The organism is Agrobacterium tumefaciens (assembly GCF_005221325.1).
Taxonomy (GTDB): Bacteria; Pseudomonadota; Alphaproteobacteria; order Rhizobiales; family Rhizobiaceae; genus Agrobacterium.
On record NZ_CP039888.1, the window covers coordinates 2229673 to 2244759 of the forward strand.

Below are 15087 nucleotides of genomic sequence, written 5' to 3' on the forward strand. Positions count from 1 at the left end.
ATCCGTTTTTTTGGAATAGTGTTTTCATTTTGACGTACTTGATCGTTTTCTCCCGAACAATAATATGAATTTCAGATTTTGCAAATATGGTGCGCTGCCAATGGCGGTGCATGGGACCGGATCAGATGAACGCGCACTGGGAAAACATCGAACGCTGTGGAGGCTCCGCATCTGAGCTTTCGGTGCGCCGATATGAAGGTGCCGGCCAGTGCAGCCACCCACCCGTGATCCTTTATCTGCGCGGCGGTTCGTTTCTGGATAAGGGCGGCAATTGCCCGGAACTTCCCGTGGCCCGCGCTTTGGCGGAAAGCGGCGCGATCGTTGTCGAGGCTGACTATAGCAAGCCGTCCGGCAACGAGTTTCCGATGGTGATCGATTGCGCTTTCGAAGCGCTCGACCATCTGAGCAGGGACCGCAAACATTATGGCGGCGCGAAATCGCTGTTGTTCGTGGCCGGCGAAGAGGCTGGCGGTAATGTGGCGGCGGGTCTTGCGCTGAAAGCCCGTGACCGCATGCCGGGCAAACTCGCAGGCCAGATTCTTCTGTCGCCCATGATCGATCCGATGATGACGACGGAATCCTTCCGCAATGCGGACAGGATCGGCATGCGCCAGCGTTGGGCCGATGGCTGGAGCCATTACCTTGCCAAGGCGTGCGGGTTTTTCCACCCCTATGCCGCGCCCTGCCAGTGCACGCGGCTGAACCGGGTGGCGCCGGCGCTGATCTTTACCGCCGAGGATGATCCTCTGCGCGACGAAACGGTCAATTATGGAGACCGCCTCATCGCCTCGGGTGTCAGCGTCCGGAGCCATGTTTTCCCCGCCGGCGTTGGCTGGACGGGGCTTTATCAAGGAGAGGGCGGCGGATGGGTCTCATCCGTCTGTTCGGAGTTCAAGACCTTCGTTGACCAGTTAAACCACTGAATACCGCATTTATTACAGAACTGACCTGCTCCTGATCAGGAGCGAAGGAGAAACCCATGACGCTGAACACAAAGCGCCGGGCCCTGACGGGTGCCGGTATCGGGCTTGCCATGTCCGTTGCAGCCGCTGCACTGTTTTTCGACCTCCCCACCAGCCGCAATGCCACGGCCGCTTCCACGCCTGCCGAAACGCCGGCGATCCCGGTCACCGTCGCCAAGGTGGAAAGCCGTGACGTGATGCGCTGGGAAGAATTTTCCGGCCGTCTCGAAGCTGTCGACCGGGTGCAGATCCGCTCCCGCGTCGCCGGCCAGATCAAGGCCGTGCATTTCCGTGAAGGCGCGCTGGTGAAGGAAGGCGACGCCCTCTTCACCATCGACCCTGCCCCCTATCAGGCCGCCGTTGCCGGCGCTGAGGGCCAGGTCGCTTCCGCTGAAGCCAAGGTCAGCCTTGCGAAAACGGAACTCGACCGTGGCCGCAGGCTTTCCGACAACCGTACCATCTCCCAGAGTGATCTCGACCAGCGTCAAAGCTCGTTTGCGGATGCCGAAGCCCAGCTTCGCGCCGCCCGCGCAGCATTGACCACCGCCCAGCTTGATCTCGGCTACACCGAAATCATCGCACCGGTTTCCGGCAGGGTCGGCAGGATCGAAATCACCGCCGGCAACCTCGTCGCCGCCGGCTCCACCTCGCCGGCACTGACGACGCTCGTCTCGGTCAACCCGATCTATGCGAGCTTCAATGCCAGCGAAGGTACGGTGGCGAAGGCTCTTGCAGAGCTGCCGAAGACCGACGGCGCCCTGCCCGCTCTGGAGCAGATCCCCGTGGAAATCGGCACGCTTTCGGATGAAGGCACGCCGATCAAGGGCACGCTGCACCTGATCGACAACCAGGTGGATTCGGCAAGCGGCACCATTGGCGTCCGTGCCATCTTCGACAACCCGAATGGCAGGCTGATCCCCGGCCAGTTCGTGCGGGTACGCATGGGCGAACCGAAGCCGGAAAACCGCATCGTCATCAGCGATCGCGCCATCGGCACGGATCAGGACAAGCGCTTCGTCTTCGTGGTCGATGCCGAAAACAAGGTGAGCTACCGCCAGATCAAGCCCGGCGCTCCGGCTGATGGCCAGCGCATCATCGACAGCGGCCTTGCCGCGGGTGATACGATCGTCGTCAACGGCCTGCAGCGCATCCGTCCCGGTGCGACCATCGCACCGCAGGCGGAAGACAAGGTTGCTGCCTCACAGTAAACCGCCTTTTTTTGATCAGTAAGCGTCCCGCCCTTCCGCGAGGCGCCCCTTCACACAGAACCGGCCTTCACCGGCGGCAGGATTGCCGCCGGAACGGCCTTCGCATTCCCAAAGACCCGGAGAGGGACTGGATATGAATATTTCCAGATTTTTTGTCGACAGGCCGGTATTCGCCGGCGTGTTGTCGATCCTTATCGTGGTGGCAGGCCTTCTCGGCATGCGCGCCCTGCCGATTTCCGAATATCCGGAAGTCGTTCCGCCATCCGTCGTTGTGCGCGCCACCTATCCCGGCGCGAACCCGACCGTTATCGCCGAAACCGTTGCGACACCGCTGGAAGAACAGATTAACGGCGTCGAGGACATGCTCTATATGGGCAGCCAGGCAACGTCTGACGGCGTGCTGACGCTGACCGTCACCTTCAAGCTCGGCACGGACCCGGACAAGGCGCAGCAGCTCGTACAGAACCGTGTCTCGCAGGCGGAACCCCGCCTGCCCGCGGAAGTCCGCGCGCTCGGCATCACGACAGTCAAAAGCTCGCCCGACTTCATCATGGTCGTCAATCTGGTCTCCAAGACCGACGCTTATGACATCACCTATCTGCGCAACTATGCGACGTTGAACGTCAAGGATCGGCTGGCCCGCATCGAAGGTGTCGGCCAGGTTCAGGTCTTCGGCGCGGGTGACTATTCCATGCGTGTCTGGCTCGACCCGCAGAAGGTGGCCGAGCATGATCTGGCTGCCAGCGACGTCTCCGACGCTATCCGCCAGCAGAACGTGCAGGCCGCGGCCGGCGTCATCGGCGCTTCACCAAGCCCTAATGGTGTCGATCTGCAGCTCAACGTCAATGCTCAGGGCCGTCTGACGACGCCGGAAGAATTCGGCAACATCATCGTCAAGAGCGGCGCAAACGGTGAAATCACCCGCCTGCGCGATGTCGCCCGCATCGAACTGGGTGCTGCCGATTACACGCTGCGTTCGCTGCTGGACGGCGAACCCGCCGTGGCTGTCGCCGTGCTTCAGGCTCCGGGCTCCAACGCCATCGAAATCGCCGACAATGTCCGCGCCACGATGGACAATCTGCAGCTGGCGATGCCTGACGGTGTGAAATACGAGATCGTCTACGATACGACGAAATTCGTGCGCTCCTCCATCGAGAAGGTCGTTGATACACTCCTCGAGGCCGTTGGCCTCGTGGTGCTTGTCGTCATCCTCTTCCTCCAGACCTGGCGCGCCTCGATCATTCCGCTGATCGCCGTTCCCGTCTCGATCATCGGCACCTTCGCCGTCATGTACGCCTTCGGCTTCTCCATCAATGCGTTGACTTTGTTCGGGCTCGTGCTCGCCATCGGCATCGTGGTGGATGACGCCATCGTGGTCGTCGAAAACGTCGAGCGAAACATCGAAAACGGGCTCTCGCCGCGTGACGCCACCTATAAGGCGATGCGGGAAGTCTCCGGACCGATCATCGCGATTGCGCTGGTTCTGGTCGCCGTCTTCGTGCCGCTTGCCTTTATCTCCGGCCTGTCCGGCCAGTTCTACCGGCAGTTCGCGCTGACCATCGCCATCTCCACCGTCATTTCGGCCATCAACTCGCTGACGCTGTCGCCCGCTCTTGCGGCCCTGCTGCTGAAGGAACACGGTGCGCCGAAAGACTGGCTCACGCGCTTCATGGACCGGATTTTCGGCTGGTTCTTCCGCGGCTTCAACCGTGCCTTTGGCGCGGCCTCGAACGGCTACGGCAAGACCGTGGGCGGGCTGGTGACGCGCAAGAGCCTTGTCATGATCGTCTATATGGCTCTGGTGGCCGCCACCTACGGCATGTTCACGACAGTGCCGAGCGGCTTCGTGCCGGCGCAGGACAAGCAGTACCTGATCGGTTTCGCCCAGCTTCCTGATGGAGCAACGCTCGACCGCACCGAAAGCGTCATCAAGCGGATGAGCACGATCGCCATGGAAACGCCCGGCGTCAGCCACGCCATCGCCTTCCCCGGCCTGTCGATCAATGGTTTCACCATCGGCTCCAATTCCGGCATCGTCTTTGCGGTTCTCGATGATTTCGAAAAGCGCAAGACACCGGAACTGTCCGGCGGCGCCATCGCCATGCAGCTGAACCAGAAATTTGCCGGCATTCAGGATGCCTTCATCGCCATGTTCCCGCCGCCGCCGGTCAACGGTCTCGGCCAGACGGGCGGTTTCAAACTGCAGATCGAGGACCGCGCCGGTTACGGTTACCAGACGCTCGACGAAGCGGCAAAAGCCGTGATCGCCAAGGCCTATCAGACGCCGGAACTGGCGGGCATCTTCTCCAGTTTCCAGATCAACGTGCCGCAGCTTTTCGCCGATCTCGACCGCGCCAAGGCCGAACAGCTGGGCGTATCGGTCAGCGACGTCTTCCAGACACTGCAGATCTATCTGGGTTCGCTTTATGTCAACGACTTCAATGCCTTCGGGCGGACATACAGCGTGCGTGTGCAGGCGGATTCGCAGTTCCGCGCCCATGCGGAAGATATCGGTCGCCTGAAGGTTCGCTCCGCAACGGGTCAGATGATCCCGCTGTCCACCCTGCTGAAGGTGGATGCGACGACAGGACCGGAGCGTACCAACCGTTATAACGGCTTCCTCGCGGCCGATATCAATGGCGGTCCGGCACCGGGCTTCTCCTCGGGACAGGCACAGGCGGCTATGGAGAAAATCCTTGCCGAAAACCTCCCCGCCGGTATCGATTACGAGTGGACCGACCTGACCTATCAGCAAATCCTGGCAGGCAACTCCAGCATCGTGGTCTTCCCCTTGGCGCTGCTGCTCGTCTATCTCGTGCTGGCTGCGCAATATGAAAGCCTCACCCTGCCGATTGCGATCATCCTGATCGTGCCCCTCGGCGTGCTCGCGGCTCTCACAGGCGTCTGGCTGACAGGAGGGGACAACAACATCTTTACGCAGATCGGCCTTGTCGTCCTTGTCGGTCTCTCGGCGAAGAACGCGATCCTGATCGTGGAATTCGCCCGGGAGCTGGAATTCGAGGGACGAACGCCACTTCAGGCGGCCATCGAGGCAAGCCGGCTTCGCCTGCGCCCGATCCTGATGACCTCGCTCGCCTTCATCATGGGCGTGGTGCCGCTGGTCGTCTCGACAGGTGCAGGTGCGGAAATGCGCGCCGCCATGGGTGTCGCGGTGTTCTCCGGCATGATCGGCGTGACGTTCTTCGGCATCTTCATGACACCGGTCTTTTACGTGCTGGTGCGCAAGCTGGCTGGCAACCGGCCGCTCATCCAGCACAAGCAGGAAGAACCGGCCAATTCGGACTACAAGCTCGAAAAAGCCGGCTGACCGATACTCCCATCCACCGCCACCTTCGACGCAAGCCCGCCGCGCATCATCAGATGCGCGGCGTTTTCGTGACACAAAACGTTCATGCAGACTTTCTGAAATAGAATCAGTTTCAAATACTTAAGTGGAAACAACGCGGATATAGAACCGCGTTAAACTCAGCGAAAAAGAAATATATCCGGACGCTCAATGGAGCATCAAAAGAAACATCTCTATTATATTCTTCATAATTTGTGGTAATTTAGAGAACAGGGTGATTCGGACTAAATGATTTAGTTCAGGGGCTGCATGATGGAGCAGGATTACGAAATCTGGGCAACGACCGTTGCCTATTCGATCGTGATGCATGAAGGTCTGGATCTGGCGCTCTCCGCGCAAAATCTCGACAGGGGCAAGACCAGGAACAACCGCGAGCGGCTGATGGAAGCCATTCGTGCATCATTGCTGGAGGCGCGCTCGCGCAGCCATTTGACGGCAGCGTAGCGGCTTTGAACCCTGCTTGCTACGCCTGCCGCAGGAAGATCAAGCCGGAAGCAGGTCTGTCCGGATCGCGGCTTTCAACGGCAGATGGTCCGAGGCGATGCGCGCCAGCGCGCTGTCATGCGCCTCCACCTGCTCGATCAGTCCCTCGCGATTGGCGATGATCCGGTCGAGCGCCAGCACCGGCAGGTTGGACGGAAAACTCGGCACCGCCGGCGGCAGGGTGCCGAAAGCATCCCGGAACGTATTGAGCGACGACCCATTGCCGAGACGCCATTCATTCAGGTCCCCCATGAGGATGGTCGCGCATTCGTTGCGCGCCTCCAGAAGACCGATAAGCGCCTTGGCCTGCTGGGCGCGGGAATGTCTGAGAAGGCCGAAATGGGCGGCGATGACCCTGAGCGTGCCGCCGCTTTTCAGGTCCAGCTCCACGACAAGCGCGCCGCGCGGCTCCAACCCCGGCAATTTCAGCGTATGCACGTCCCTGACGGCCCCTTCCCTGAACAGCACGACATTGCCATGCCAGCCATGCGCCTTCACGCCTGCCTGTACCGGTACGGGAATGAGGCCGCTTTCCCGCTCCAGCCGGGCAAGATCAAGTAGGCCCGTGCGCTCGCCGAAACGGCTGTCCGCCTCCTGAAGGGCAATGATGTCGGCGCCGATTTCCTGAATGACGCGGCTGGTACGATCAGGGTCGAACCTGCGGTCGCGACCGACGCATTTATGCACATTGTAGGAAGCTATGACCGGAAAGGAATGATCTTTGGCCGCCTGAACCGCCTTCTGCCGCTGACGATGGTCGCGCAACGACTGCATGACGAAGGCCGACAGGCTGGTGTTTTTCGTCAAAGCCGTTTTTTCATCATCCAGCAAACCGTTCTTTTTCACGCGTTTATGCCTCCGGTCTCGCGTGGCGTCCTGTCGGGCGCACCGCACTCTAAAGATAGGGTGAAGCGAGCCACAGGACACGCTCCACAAAACGGACAACGAATGGCCGCGCATTCAGTTCGCTAAGCCGGACGGGCAAAGCGGTTGCACGCGCATCCCGGATGCGATCCCCGATCGCCCCGGCGAATTCTTCGTCCATGACTTCGAGATCGATCTCGAAGTTCAACCGCAACGACCGCGGATCGAGATTGGAGGAGCCGATATAGCTCCAGCGCCCGTCGATCACCAGAAGCTTGGAATGATTGAAAGCCCCGGTCGCCCGCCAGATGCGGCAATAATTCTTCAGCATCTGGTCGAATTGCGCCGTCATCGCCCTGTCGACAAGCACAAGATTGTTGCTTTTCGGCACGATGATATCCACGACGCACCCCCGCCTTGCTGCGGTAATGAGCGCCGAAATAAGCTCCCGATCGGGGAGAAAATAGGGCGACATGATGAGAATGGAGGAGCGCGCCACCGAAAAGGCCCCCATCAGCATCTTGTGACTGGTCTCGATGCTTTTGTCCGGCCCCGAAGAACAGACGCGGGCAACGATCTGCGACCCCGGCACGCCATCGGGAATGGCGATATCCCAGACCGGCGCGTCCAGAACCTCCCCCGTCGTGAAGCGCCAGTCTTCCGCGGCAATGGAGAAAAAATCGGAGACCACCGGCCCGGTAATCTTGAAATGCGTGTCGTGCGACTGGCTTTCGCCACCGAATTCCAGGGTAAAACCCTCGCGGATATTCATGCCGCCGCTGAAGGCAATACGTCCGTCCACCACGAGTATCTTGCGGTGGGTGCGCAGATTGGCATAGGGCAGCCGCAACCCCATGATGACATTGCCGTTGAAGACATCGGCAACGATGTCCTTGTCCCTCAGTGTCGGCAGGATGCTCGGCACCGAATAACGCGCGCCCACGGCATCGATAAGCACCCTCACCTCCACGCCACGCAGCTTCGCCCTTTCGAGCGCCGTGACGAAACGGGCGCCGATCCGGTCATTATCGAAAATATATGTTTCGAGAATGATCGACCGCTTTGCTTCCCCGATCGCCTCCAGCATGGCGGCATAGGCGACATCCCCCGTCACCAGCGGCTCGATGCCGTTGCCGGTCGTCAGCGCATGGCGGGTCACCCGATCGCCAAGCGTCTTCATCGCTTCGAAACGGCGGCCGAAACGCGTCGCGATCATATCGTTGCTGGCATCGAGGCGCGCCACGCGATCCATGATCTCGTCCAGCATGAAGGACCGCTGCTGGGTGATGTTCGACCGGCGAATGCGGTTGATGCCGGCAATGGCGTAGATGACCGCGCCGACGATCGGCGACAGCACGATGACGCCCACCCAGCCCAGCGCGGAGCGCACCTCCTCCTTCGTCATCGTGGCATGCACGGCCGCCACGGTTCCCATCAAAATCGAGAGAACGGCAAGTATATGGGGCCAATAGGCGATGACGAGGTCAAGCATGATGGGACTATAGAGTACTCAGCCAATCCCGCAATGACAGGCGGCGACCCGGCAGCGGAAGAATGCCAGATCCGGGCCATGCTTTTGCGGGACAGACCCTTGCGGGATTAACGGTGGAAACCGGCCTTGCGATATGTCATGAGAGCGCATCTTGATCTTTAGGCAGGGGTTCCTTGCGGGCTTTCTGCGATGTTTGAAAGCAAGAAGGCCGTGATGCAGGAAAATACACAGGGCGCCGTCATCGTCATTTCCAGCCACGTCATGCGTGGCTCTGTCGGCAACCGCGCTGCCGTTTTCGCGCTGGAGACGCTGGGTTATCCGGTCTGGGCGGTGCCGACCATCGTCATGCCCTGGCATCCCGGCCACGGCCCATCCACCCGCATGCGCTTTCAGGACGAAGACTTCGACAAGGCCATGACCGACCTCGAAAACGCCCAATGGATTGGCGAGGTCAAGGCTGTCCTGACCGGTTATTTCGGCAGCGCAGCACAGGTCCGCTCCGTCGCAAGGCTGATCCGCAATCTGAAGGAAAAGAACCCGGCGCTGATTTACGCCTGCGACCCTGTCATGGGCGATCTGGGCGGACTTTACATTCCGCTTGAGACCGCCGAGGCCATCCGCGATCACCTCATCCCGCTAGCCACCGTCGCCACGCCAAACCGTTACGAACTGGCCTGGATGAGCGGCGCGGAACTTGAGACCAACAATGCCATCATGGATGCGGCATTGTCCCTCGGCCCGCCGAAAATGCTGGTCACCTCGGCCGTGCCGATGATGACGGGCGGCACCGGCAATCTCTACCTCAGCGGCCGCCATGCCCTGCTTGCCGAACACCGCGCCATAGAGAATGCGCCGAACGGCCTCGGCGACCTGATGTCGGCGCTGTTCCTCGCCCGCCTGCTGGAGGGCGTGGATGATGAAAAGGCGCTGCAGCTGGCAACGGCCAGCGTCTTCGAAATCCTGGCCCGAACCAAAAAACGCGGGATGAACGAACTGACGCTGGAGACCGATTCGTCAAGTCTCTCCACACCCATGGCCATGGTGCAGATGCGTCATCTCTTGCATCCTTCACGCAGCAAGCGCAAATAGCGGCTAGAGCATTTCCAGGAAAAGTGGCCCACGGTTTTCCGCCCGGAAATGCGGCAACAGGAAGTTGGAGCGGTTTCGCGGTTCGAAGAAAAGCGAAAATGCTCTAAAGGATTGGTCTTCAACGCGCCAGGCTCGCCCCGTGATCTTGGTCCAAGCATAACGGTACTGCGATAGATGAAAGATTTTCCGGAAACCCTTCTCAACGGCTACAAGAATTTCATGAGCGGGCGCTATATCGATGAGCGCGAAAGATACCGCGTTCTCGCCGATACCGGACAGAAACCGCAGACCCTGTTCATTGCCTGTTGTGACTCCCGTTCAGCGCCGGAAACCATTTTCGATTGCGGACCGGGAGAGCTTTTCGTCATGCGAAATGTCGCCAACATGGTGCCGCCTTTCGAGCCGGACGGACAATATCACGCCACCTCCGCCGCCATCGAATATGCCGTGCAGGTTCTGAAGGTGAAGGATATCGTGGTCATGGGCCACGGCCGCTGCGGCGGCATTCAGGCGGCACTCGACCCCAATCTCGAGCCGCTTTCGCCAGGCGACTTCATCGGCAAATGGATGAACATGGTCAAGTCGGCGGCCGAGCAGATCCAGAGCAACGACATCATGACCGCGTCTGAGCGCCAGACGGCACTGGAGCGCGTTTCCATCCGCAATTCCATCGCCAATCTGCGCGGTTTCCCCTTCGTCAAGGCGCAGGAAACCGCCGGCAAGGTGAAGCTGCACGGCGCATGGTTCGATATCTCGACCGGCGAATTGTGGGTGATGGACAGCAAAACGGGCGACTTCCGCCGCCCGGACCTGTGATTGAGACGCGTAGTCCCGCCAATAACATTCAACTTTGTCACCCGGACTTGATCCGGGGTCCAGTGCGATCAAGTCTTTGATCGCGTAAGACTCTTTCACGGCGCAGACGCGCCGTGGCTGGATGCCGGATCCAGTCCGGCATGACGAAAGTGGGCCTTTAGTCCTTGGAAAGCGACCTTATTGGCCGTCGATCGCCTTGCCGATGAAGGCGATGGCCTGCTGGTAGACGCTTGCGGCGTTCCAGCCCTGGATCGCGGCATAATTCGCCTGTCCCTGCTGATAACCCGCACCGCGCTGCCAGCCGTGGCCGACGAGGAAATTGGCGGTAGAGGCCAAAGCATCGGCGCGCGAGCCGACGAGATCAATGCGGCCATCGCGGTCGAAATCCACGCCGTAGCGCACGACGTTCAACGGCAGGAACTGCGTCTGGCCGATTTCACCATGGGCAGCACCCTTGGCGTTGACGTTGAGCGAACCGCTACCGACAAGCTTCAGCGCTGCGTAAAGCTGTTCAGTGAAATAATCAGAACGGCGGCAGTCGAAGGAAAGCGTCGCCACGGCGGAAAGCGTGTGCTGTTTGCCCATGAAGCCGCCAAAACCGGTTTCCATGCCCCAGATGGCGAGAAGCGGACCGGCCGGAACGCCGTAAGCTCTTTCGATCGAGGCGAAGAGAGAGGCGTTGTTGTTCTTCATGGTCTTGCCGCGCGAAATGATCGTCTGACCGCCGCGCTTCTGCATGAATTGCTCAAAGGACAGCTTGAAGCTGTGCTGGCCGCGATCGGCGCTGATGGTGGCGCGGTTGTAGGAGACGCCGGAGAAGGCGCGATCGAGCACCGAAGCGCTGACGCCGCGGCCTGCCGCTTCCTGCTTGAAGGCGCTGACCCAGGCATCGAAGCCCGCCGAAGTGTTGCCGCATTGCGCCGCCATAACCGGCGTTGCTGCCAGAACCGAGACCATGGCCACACCAGCCAGAATTGCCTTCATTGCCCGCATCAAAATCTGCCTTTGATATATTTTGGGGAAGTTTTCCCGAGAACCAAACCATCAATACTGTATGATTCAGGTGCCAAACTAGCTTTTGGCGGCCTAAATTGCCTTCCGGCAGCAAGGCCTGCAAATAAACTGGCCGTGATCGTAGCCAATTGAAAAACCCGCCTGCCCCACACAGAACAGACGGGTTATACTTAACGAACCTTAAAAAATCGTATCAGGCAGCCGCCTTGCGGGGCTTGATGAGACCACGATTGACCAGCAGTTCGGCGATCTGGATGGCGTTGAGGGCAGCACCCTTGCGCAGATTGTCCGAAACAACCCAGATGTTAAGGCCGTTTTCGACCGTCGCATCCTCGCGGATACGCGAAATATAGGTCGCATCTTCACCGGCGGATTCGACCGGGGTGATGTAGCCGCCATTTTCGTGCTTGTCGATGACGAGGCAGCCCGGCGCTTCGCGCAGGATGTCACGCGCCTGGTCGGCGGTGATCTCGTTTTCGAACTCGATGTTGACCGATTCCGAATGGCCAATGAAAACAGGAACGCGCACGGCCGTGCAGGTTACCTTGATCTTCGGATCGAGCATCTTCTTGGTTTCGGCCAGAACCTTCCACTCTTCCTTGGTATATCCATCTTCCATGAAGACATCGATATGCGGAATAACGTTAAAGGCGATGCGCTTGGTGAACTTCTTGGTTTCAACCGGATCGGCCACGAAAACGGCGCGGGTCTGCTGGAACAGCTCGTCCATGCCTTCCTTGCCGGCGCCGGAAACCGACTGGTAGGTGGAGACGACGACGCGCTTGATCTTGGCGAAGTCATGCAGCGGCTTCAGCGCGACGACGAGCTGTGCCGTGGAGCAATTGGGGTTGGCGATGATGTTCTTCTTGGTGAAGCCCGCAACCGCATCGGCATTGACTTCCGGAACGATCAGCGGAACGTCCTGATCGTAGCGCCATGCGGACGAGTTATCGATGACGACGCAGCCCTGCTGGCCGATCTTCGGCGACCACTTCTTCGACACATCGCCGCCGGCCGACATCAGGCAGATATCGGTGTCGGAAAAGTCGTAATTTTCAAGGTTCGAGACCTTCAGCGTGCGATCGCCGTAAGAGACTTCCGTGCCCTGGGAGCGAGCGGAAGCGAGCGGCACGATCTCATCGGCAGGAAAACCGCGTTCGGCCAGGATATTGAGCATTTCGCGACCGACGTTGCCGGTGGCGCCTGCAATTGCAACTTTGAAACCCATGATCAAGCTCTCTTTCTGTCTCTCCTCTTTTTGGTGAGGTGGGAACCCGCATTAGATCGCGGCTTCCTCGATCCCCAGCCAAACCGGGGAGAGAGCGGTGGCCAGAGACGTCAGACGGTTTTAATCGTCGTTTTGGCCGTAATTCGGATAGAATAAGAAAGGCGCGGATCATCGCCGGCGGATTGTGCCGGTCCTTCCATGACGAACATGTCTGCAACATGCATGCGCAAGGTGATGCTCCTTCTTCGCGAGAAGCTATTAGAAGGTTTCTCAGTTGTGTCAAGAAAAAAGGCGCTTGAAAAGGCCAGTTGAGCGAAGGCCAAAATCAGACGCGCGACATTTTCGGGACGCCTCACATTAGACTAAAGTCATAATCCGAAAGCATCGCTCTTATTGGGGTTAATTTTCTGTCACTCTGACGTCACGCGCATTGCAGCCGCAAGGTGAGTCCGGAGGAGAGAGATGGGCTCCGCAATGCGCCGATTGGGACATCTGTGGAGGACAGACAATGGCAAATGTTGCAGCCGTGAGCGGCGCAGCCCGTCCGATGACGGGTGAAGAGAAGAAGGTGATTTTCGCCTCTTCTCTCGGAACAGTCTTCGAATGGTACGATTTTTATCTCTACGGCTCGCTTGCGATCTATATCGGCGCGAACTTCTTCAGCCAATATCCGGAAACGACGCGTAACATCTTCGCGCTTCTGGCCTTTGCCGCCGGCTTCCTCGTGCGCCCCTTCGGTGCGCTGGTGTTTGGCCGCCTCGGCGACATCGTCGGCCGCAAATACACCTTCCTCATCACCATTATCATCATGGGTATTTCCACCTTCCTCGTCGGTGTCCTACCCAGTGCATCGCAGATCGGCATCGCCGCTCCGATCATCCTGATCGTCCTGCGCATGCTGCAGGGCTTGGCGCTCGGCGGTGAATATGGCGGTGCCGCCACTTATGTGGCCGAACATGCACCGAACGGTCGCAGAGGTTATTACACCTCGTGGATCCAGACGACGGCAACGCTTGGCCTGTTCCTGTCGCTGGTGGTCATTCTCGGCGTGCAGTTCGCACTCGGCAAGGAAGCTTTCGCCGCCTGGGGCTGGCGCATTCCCTTCCTCGTTTCCGTTCTGCTGCTCGGCGTATCGGTCTGGATTCGTCTGAAAATGAACGAATCCCCCGCCTTCAAGAAGATGAAGGAAGAGGGCAAGACCTCGAAGGCCCCGCTCAGCGAAGCCTTCGGCCAATGGAAAAACGCCAAGATCGCCCTGCTCGCCCTCGTCGGCGCCGTCATCGGCCAGGCCGTCGTCTGGTACACCGGCCAGTTCTACGCGCTGTTCTTCCTGCAGAGCATCCTGAAGGTTGACGGACAATCCGCCAACATCATGGTGGCGGCAGCACTCATCCTAGGCACCAGCTTCTTCGTGATCTTCGGCTGGCTTTCCGACAAGATCGGCCGCAAGCCGATCATCATGGCCGGTCTCGTTCTTGCGATGCTGACCTACTTCCCGCTGTTCAAGGCACTGACATGGGCAGGCAACCCGGCACTCGCCGAAGCCCAGTCCACGGTCCGCGCCACCGTGACCGCGGCCCCCGGCGACTGCAAATTCCAGTTCAACCCGACGGGAACTGCGAAATTCACCACATCCTGCGATATCGCCACCTCGTTCCTGACCCGCAACTCCGTCCCCTATGACGTGGTTGCCGGGGCAGCCGGCCAGCCGGCCAGCGTGAAAATCGGCGACGCCACCATCGCCAGCTACGACGCCATCGCGGCCGGCGCAGATGCGTCCGCGAAGGACAAGGCCTTCCAGAAACAGATCAACATTGCCCTGCATGACAGCGGTTACCCGCTGGTACGCGGTGCAGCGCAGGTGCCGGACGCGAAACTGGACGCCTTCATTGCCGCAAACCCGGAACTCAACCTCAATGCCGATGCCGTTCGCGCCACCGACAAGAAGATGGTTGCGACCGACAAGCTGGTGGCCGACAAGCTGTTGACGCCTGCCGAAACGGCCGGTGCGGCGGAAATGGCCGTCTACAGCATTGCTGGTGGTGGTGCATTCTCCATGGTGGCCGATCCGGCCGCCGTGAACTGGGTGGTCATCATCGCGGTTCTGACCGTCCTCGTGATCTATGTCACGATGGTCTATGGCCCGATCGCGGCGCTGCTGGTCGAACTGTTCCCGACCCGCATCCGCTATTCCGGCATGTCGCTGCCCTACCACATCGGCAACGGCTGGTTCGGCGGCCTCCTGCCCGCCACCGCCTTCGCGATGAGTGCGGCGAAGGGCGATATCTATTACGGCCTCTGGTATCCGATCGTTTTTGCAGGCATCACGCTGGTCATCGGCATGCTGTTCCTGCCGGAAACCAAAGATCGCGACATCCACACCATGGAGTGAGCGAAAAGCACCCGAAACAACCACCCGGCGCCATGGCGCCGGGTTTTTTATTGCCGCCGTACCGCCACCGCCCGAAATGGCCTTTTCCCTGATGTCAATCCGCCGCAGGTAGAAAAACAGCAATAACAAGACAAAAACGCCCCGAATGGGCTATGACGGCTTATCAGGACGG

At 59.6% G+C, this 15087-nt stretch carries 11 protein-coding genes; 7 read left to right on the top strand and 4 right to left on the bottom strand.

The annotated features are described in order from the left end of the window. Positions 1 to 125: 125 nt before the first annotated feature. From CFBP5499_RS11575 to CFBP5499_RS11590, 4 genes are all read left to right on the top strand, one after another. Positions 126 to 923, top strand: a complete 798-nt coding sequence (locus CFBP5499_RS11575) for an alpha/beta hydrolase fold domain-containing protein (protein WP_080827217.1) — start codon at positions 126 to 128, stop codon at positions 921 to 923. Positions 924 to 979: 56 nt separating this feature from the next. Beyond that, positions 980 to 2170 carry an efflux RND transporter periplasmic adaptor subunit gene (locus tag CFBP5499_RS11580; RefSeq protein WP_080824391.1) on the top strand — a complete coding sequence of 397 codons (1191 nt, stop codon included), beginning with the start codon at positions 980 to 982 and terminating at the stop codon, positions 2168 to 2170. A 133-nt stretch (positions 2171 to 2303) separates the two neighbouring features. After that, a complete protein-coding gene (locus tag CFBP5499_RS11585) occupies positions 2304 to 5498 on the top strand; it encodes an efflux RND transporter permease subunit (protein WP_080824390.1) in 3195 nt (1064 codons plus the stop codon). Between the two features lie 288 nt (positions 5499 to 5786). Then, positions 5787 to 5981: a hypothetical protein gene (locus CFBP5499_RS11590; protein WP_173987575.1), complete on the top strand. Its 195-nt coding sequence runs from the start codon at positions 5787 to 5789 to the stop codon at positions 5979 to 5981. 39 nt (positions 5982 to 6020) lie between these two features. On the opposite strand, the gene CFBP5499_RS11595 is transcribed toward CFBP5499_RS11590, so the two are convergent. Then, positions 6021 to 6866: an endonuclease/exonuclease/phosphatase family protein gene (locus tag CFBP5499_RS11595; protein WP_080824389.1), complete on the bottom strand. Its 846-nt coding sequence runs from the start codon at positions 6864 to 6866 to the stop codon at positions 6021 to 6023. Positions 6867 to 6915: 49 nt separating this feature from the next. Next, positions 6916 to 8376 carry a phospholipase D-like domain-containing protein gene (locus CFBP5499_RS11600; RefSeq protein ID WP_080824388.1) on the bottom strand — a complete coding sequence of 487 codons (1461 nt, stop codon included), beginning with the start codon at positions 8374 to 8376 and terminating at the stop codon, positions 6916 to 6918. A 213-nt stretch (positions 8377 to 8589) separates the two neighbouring features. Between CFBP5499_RS11600 and pdxY the strand changes: the two genes are divergently transcribed. After that, a complete protein-coding gene (gene pdxY / locus CFBP5499_RS11605; RefSeq protein ID WP_080827215.1) occupies positions 8590 to 9465 on the top strand; it encodes a pyridoxal kinase PdxY in 876 nt (291 codons plus the stop codon). A 174-nt stretch (positions 9466 to 9639) separates the two neighbouring features. Continuing rightward, complete coding sequence (locus CFBP5499_RS11610; RefSeq protein ID WP_080824387.1) at positions 9640 to 10281, top strand: carbonic anhydrase; 642 nt, start codon at positions 9640 to 9642, stop codon at positions 10279 to 10281. Positions 10282 to 10458: 177 nt separating this feature from the next. On the opposite strand, the gene CFBP5499_RS11615 is transcribed toward CFBP5499_RS11610, so the two are convergent. Together CFBP5499_RS11615 and CFBP5499_RS11620 are read right to left on the bottom strand one after the other, a co-directional pair. Continuing rightward, the gene (locus tag CFBP5499_RS11615) at positions 10459 to 11274 is read right to left on the bottom strand and encodes a lytic murein transglycosylase (RefSeq protein ID WP_080824386.1); all 816 of its coding nucleotides are present in this window, start codon (positions 11272 to 11274) and stop codon (positions 10459 to 10461) included. A 214-nt stretch (positions 11275 to 11488) separates the two neighbouring features. Continuing rightward, positions 11489 to 12523 carry an aspartate-semialdehyde dehydrogenase gene (locus CFBP5499_RS11620; protein ID WP_080824385.1) on the bottom strand — a complete coding sequence of 345 codons (1035 nt, stop codon included), beginning with the start codon at positions 12521 to 12523 and terminating at the stop codon, positions 11489 to 11491. A 508-nt stretch (positions 12524 to 13031) separates the two neighbouring features. On the opposite strand from CFBP5499_RS11620, the gene CFBP5499_RS11630 reads away from it, so the two are divergent. Next, positions 13032 to 14915, top strand: a complete 1884-nt coding sequence (locus CFBP5499_RS11630) for an MFS transporter (protein ID WP_173987584.1) — start codon at positions 13032 to 13034, stop codon at positions 14913 to 14915. Positions 14916 to 15087: the final 172 nt, after the last annotated feature.